The 346-nt window shown below is 58.7% G+C and carries 1 protein-coding gene; it reads right to left on the reverse strand.

What is annotated here, in order from left to right; all coding sequences use genetic code 11:
- Positions 1 to 346, reverse strand: a 346-nt coding sequence (locus ACYP03_RS24920; protein WP_459782514.1) for an exodeoxyribonuclease VII large subunit, incomplete at both ends; no start/stop codon positions are given.

The raw sequence follows: 346 nt of genomic DNA on the forward strand, positions 1-346 counted from the left end.
TGCTGCCAGCGAACAAGCTGGCTTTGCCTGACGGACAGGTAATGCCGCATTGCATGCCGAAGTTGTTGCTGGTGCTGATGGATTTTCTGCACTCGGGCGCTGAGATCGCGGCTGACCAGTTCGGCAGCGGCAGAGGGTGTTGGCGCCCGCATGTCGGCGACAAAGTCAGCGATAGTCACATCCACTTCATGGCCGACAGCGCTGATAATGGGGATCTGACTGGCTGCAATGGTGCGGGCTACAATCTCCTCGTTAAACGCCCAGAGATCCTCCAGTGAGCCACCGCCACGTCCTACAATCAGCACATCGCATTCCTGCCGTGTGTTGGCACGGCCTATAGCCTGCG

It is taken from the genome of Photobacterium sp. R1, assembly GCF_054600795.1.